The 3,848-nt window shown below is 38.6% G+C and carries 7 protein-coding genes; 1 reads left to right on the top strand and 6 read right to left on the bottom strand.

What is annotated here, in order from left to right; genetic code table 11:
- The 6 genes from AB6C75_RS22370 to AB6C75_RS22345 form a co-directional block, all read right to left on the bottom strand.
- Positions 1-318 (bottom strand): hypothetical protein (locus AB6C75_RS22370; RefSeq protein WP_372109313.1); only part of this gene is annotated, 318 nt, incomplete at its 3' end.
- Between the two features lie 357 nt (positions 319-675).
- A complete protein-coding gene (locus tag AB6C75_RS22365) occupies positions 676-918 on the bottom strand; it encodes a phage coat protein (RefSeq protein ID WP_372109311.1) in 243 nt (80 codons plus the stop codon).
- A gap of 9 nt (positions 919-927) precedes the next feature.
- Complete coding sequence (locus AB6C75_RS22360) at positions 928-1,173, bottom strand: single-stranded DNA-binding protein (protein WP_372109309.1); 246 nt, start codon at positions 1,171-1,173, stop codon at positions 928-930.
- Positions 1,174-1,191: 18 nt separating this feature from the next.
- Positions 1,192-1,350 (bottom strand): hypothetical protein, encoded by a 159-nt coding sequence (locus tag AB6C75_RS22355; protein ID WP_372109307.1) that lies wholly within the window; start codon positions 1,348-1,350, stop codon positions 1,192-1,194.
- Between the two features lie 12 nt (positions 1,351-1,362).
- Positions 1,363-1,641, bottom strand: a complete 279-nt coding sequence (locus tag AB6C75_RS22350) for a single-stranded DNA-binding protein (RefSeq protein WP_372109305.1) — start codon at positions 1,639-1,641, stop codon at positions 1,363-1,365.
- Positions 1,642-1,651: 10 nt separating this feature from the next.
- A complete protein-coding gene (locus AB6C75_RS22345; protein WP_372109303.1) occupies positions 1,652-2,950 on the bottom strand; it encodes a phage/plasmid replication protein, II/X family in 1,299 nt (432 codons plus the stop codon).
- Positions 2,951-3,129: 179 nt separating this feature from the next.
- On the opposite strand from AB6C75_RS22345, the gene AB6C75_RS22340 reads away from it, so the two are divergent.
- Positions 3,130-3,336: a hypothetical protein gene (locus AB6C75_RS22340; RefSeq protein ID WP_372109301.1), complete on the top strand. Its 207-nt coding sequence runs from the start codon at positions 3,130-3,132 to the stop codon at positions 3,334-3,336.
- Positions 3,337-3,848: the final 512 nt, after the last annotated feature.

Here is a 3,848-nt window from a genome sequence, read left to right as displayed (position 1 = left end):
CCCTCCTGAACCTGAACCACCGCCTGAGCCTGAACCACCGCCAGAGCCTGAGCCTGAACCGTCACCGCCTGAGCCTGAACCGTCACCACCTGAGCCTGAACCGTCACCACCTGAGCCTGAACCGTCACCACCTGAACCTGAACCGTCACCGCCTGAACCGTCACCGCCTGAACCGTCACCGCCAGAGCCTGAGCCTGAACCAGAGCCACCGCCTGAACCAGTTTCAGAACCGTTACAACCTGACCCGTTAAATGTGTAATGACCAAACGGGGAAGTATCACCTTCAATCCCCGATGAAACCCAAGTATTACGAGTCAAAACTGCCCTGCATTTACTGCGACAAACGGAAATAGCCTTTGAAGTTCCAATAGGAAACGTAACAATACCTAAAATTTCACCTCTTCTAGAGGGGCAAATATCTAACTCACAGCCTCCTGTGTCATTTGGAATATACCCAGTAGGACAACCGCGAGCGTGAATTGGTGATGAATAAGAAATAAAAAGAAAAATTACTAACAATATTTTTTTCATTAAAACACCGTTATTAAATATAAAAAAAGGGAGCCGAAGCCCCCTATCCTTGCATGTTTTGAGCAGCTATAAATCCTGCTAAACCGCCCAAAAGAGTGAACACTACAAGATGGAGGTCATGCAGAACTAATAGCATGATAAAACCTAAATCTTATTAACAGTACGCTTACCGAGAGAAATAGCTTTTAGAGCCATAGCAATTCCAATAATAATAACGCCTGCCGCACCAACTTTTACGGCAATACCTGAAAGATCGATAGCAGCCCAAATATCATCCGTTGGACCCGCAGCATGAGCGCCAGAAGATGCAACAAGCATCAGAGAACCGACAGCGATTTTTGTATTAAAGTTTGAAGCGAATTTTTTTGCTTTATTAAAATGTTTCATAACTTTTTCCTAGATTAGCCTAATGACTTTTAAAGCGGCTTTAATGCCGTACGTTGTGAGAAAACCAAATACAAATACAAGTGAAAAACCACCTGCAAAATATGTAGCAATCTCAGTTGATGTTATTTGCGTATAACTCATCATAAATTCATATTCATCAGGCTTTAGCATTAAATACCCAGAGCAAGAAGAAACATCAACACTAGGAACGACAGCTAAAAACCCTTTGGAATTTGCAATGGCACATACAGGCATAACAGACCTTTATTTCGTTTAACTAAATTGATGACAAGCAGTGATAATTTGCTTGAAATCGAAGAGCGCATTAATAGCAGCTGCATGGGACGGGCGATTGTCGGAATCCGATTCCATGCGCTTGTTTAACATCTCTATCCTTTCATCAAGAAGAACAATCACCTCATCAAAATCCATGAGCAACCCTGTTTAATTAGTGGCTGGAACTAAAAACATTTCACGGCCAAATTCAAGACGGCCATGCTGACTAACTGAACACGATTTTGACATTAGAACGTTATACTTACCTGCTGTATAAAATGGTTGCCCCTCTTGCAAAGGAATTTGAAACTCAACAGGATATTTACCCCCTAAATCGACATAACCAATTTGACTATAAAAAGTCATAGGACCGTTTTTAGTCGGGATAGTGCGAGGGTCGATAACTTCGTTTTCTTTGAAAATTTCAACTAATAAACCGTTTTTCATTTGTATATTCCTATGCGCTTAATCTAATTACGTTTGAGGTATCAAAACCATATTGTTTACTTAAAATGCCGACTTCTGGCTCGACGTACCAATCAGGACGTTGATTAGAAAAATCAACATCTATAACTTGAAGCAAAGGAATCACGTTATCCTTTCCATTGCCTTGTAAATTCTGTATCTGAGCCTTACTAAAACCCGCATTCAAAAGCTCTTTCAAATGATCATAAAAAGAACTACTGGAAGAATAAGAAGATTTGACAGACTCATAACCATCAGAAACCAACGAACGATAAAAACGAAAAACCCGATCCGCTTTTGAGTAACTAACATTCCCTTTAGGAGTTGTTCTAAAGTAAATCTGTTTCAACTTTTTATGAATTTCTTCATCATTAAAAATGTTCATTCGTTGTCCCTCAAGAGCTTGCAGTAATGGGGTAAATGCTTTTAACCAAATATCTTGTATTAGTGACTTTCCGTCTTTTTCGTAATTTTGTTGGTATCTAATTGCTTGTAATAAATTCTTAGGTATTTCCATTGCATCGAGATAACGACGATGAGCACTAGCCTCAAAACGCACAAGATTTCGAGCAAAGTTAATCAAGTGAGGGTTAGACATAACATCTAGAACGCGATCATATTCAGTTACACCAGACGCCTGTAATGCTCTCAACTTAGAAAGTTGATTGTTAAATTCTGGATATTTCAAATAAGCTTTACGATCACAATGACGAGAGTTTTGAGTAAAGTAACAAGTCGTTTCATGTTCATTTCGAACACTTTTTCGCATCTGATTATTCGATACATTTTTAAGACAATTAATAACTTGTTTTGCCTTATTTTCATTTTCAACACGAGCTGAGTAAGTAGCATCAAGGCTATCAAGAGTAGCTTGAGTATGTTCAAGCATGTCCCAAACATCAGGATAGTTATCAACAAAAGCTGACAACATTTCATCAGAACCCAGAGCTATAGAAGTAGATCCAAAAACGTTATGACCCTGAATAATTTTTGCAGGAGATCCTTTTAACTCGATACAAGGATAACGATGTAAAGTGCCTTGGAAAATCTTAAACGCTACACCAGTAAAGTGAGTAGGCAGCGACTCATAAGGGTGGCGCAAATCAGCAACCTCATATTTATTATCTAACTCACCGCCCTTGTAATGAACAGACTTTGCCTCAAGACCGATACCACGACGTGAACACTCGATAATATTGACGTACTCAATACATTCGCCTGTCTTAGAAACACGAGTGTTAGTAACAAACTCACGTTTAAAAGGTATCGATATTTTAAGCATATCTATCATAAAACAGACCCTATATGTATACAGTTATCAAATAACATTGATGACAAGCGTATATTGTATACATATTTCATGTCAACAGTTCTATTGTATAGACTAAGCTTTTGTATATGATCGTAATAGACAAAATAAGAAGTAAAAAAACGTCAGTTATAGAACAATTTTTTAAGGGTAAGTTACTGATGAAAAAGGCATTAATTGAGAATGTTAGAATAAAAACAATAGAAGCAGAGGCACTGAAAGAAAGATCTTTTGAACTAACAATGCAAAAAAAAGATTTTGTTAGAGAACCTGACATAGTTCACTTTTTACTAATGCAATTCGCAGAGGGAAAAATAAAAGTAGAACTAGATGAGACAGGAAACCTGAAGCTAAAAGAAAAATTTTAGCCAGTGGAAATTCCGAAATTCGGACAAGAGTACACTATTAAAGATAGTGTACTCTCCACTCAAAACGCTGTTGGCGTTTTGGGTTCCCTCCCGACGAAACGGGCCCCTCCCAAAACGCCAACATCGATGATGTGAAAAGAGAAACTGAATTTAATAGATGGTTAGGAACGTAAGCATCGAGAGATTTTAGAACATCGAAGTATGTCATTTTTTAACATACTGGTATGTCATTGAATAACAAACTCGCTAAAGCTCAAACACTGGCGCGCTATGCTTGCGAATACAGGGGTGGTTCAAGTGCAGGTATTATGCGTAGTTATGTTACGGGTTAACTTCTAACAACGATTTTCCTAACGAGCATCAAAAAGGCCCGACAAGCGGACCTCCTCATTGAGCATGTTACTCACCCACGTTCTTATTCAGTTAAGCAAGCAAACCACTCAACATAACTCTGCTAATAATACGCACTGTTAGCTTTTAGAAAGCCAAACAATACAAACTTCGTTTGTTGC

This window comes from Vibrio sp. 10N.237.312.B06, from assembly GCF_041464685.1.
Lineage (GTDB): Bacteria > Pseudomonadota > Gammaproteobacteria > Enterobacterales > Vibrionaceae > Vibrio > Vibrio tasmaniensis_A.
This window is presented reverse-complemented; position numbering and strand designations above follow the sequence as displayed.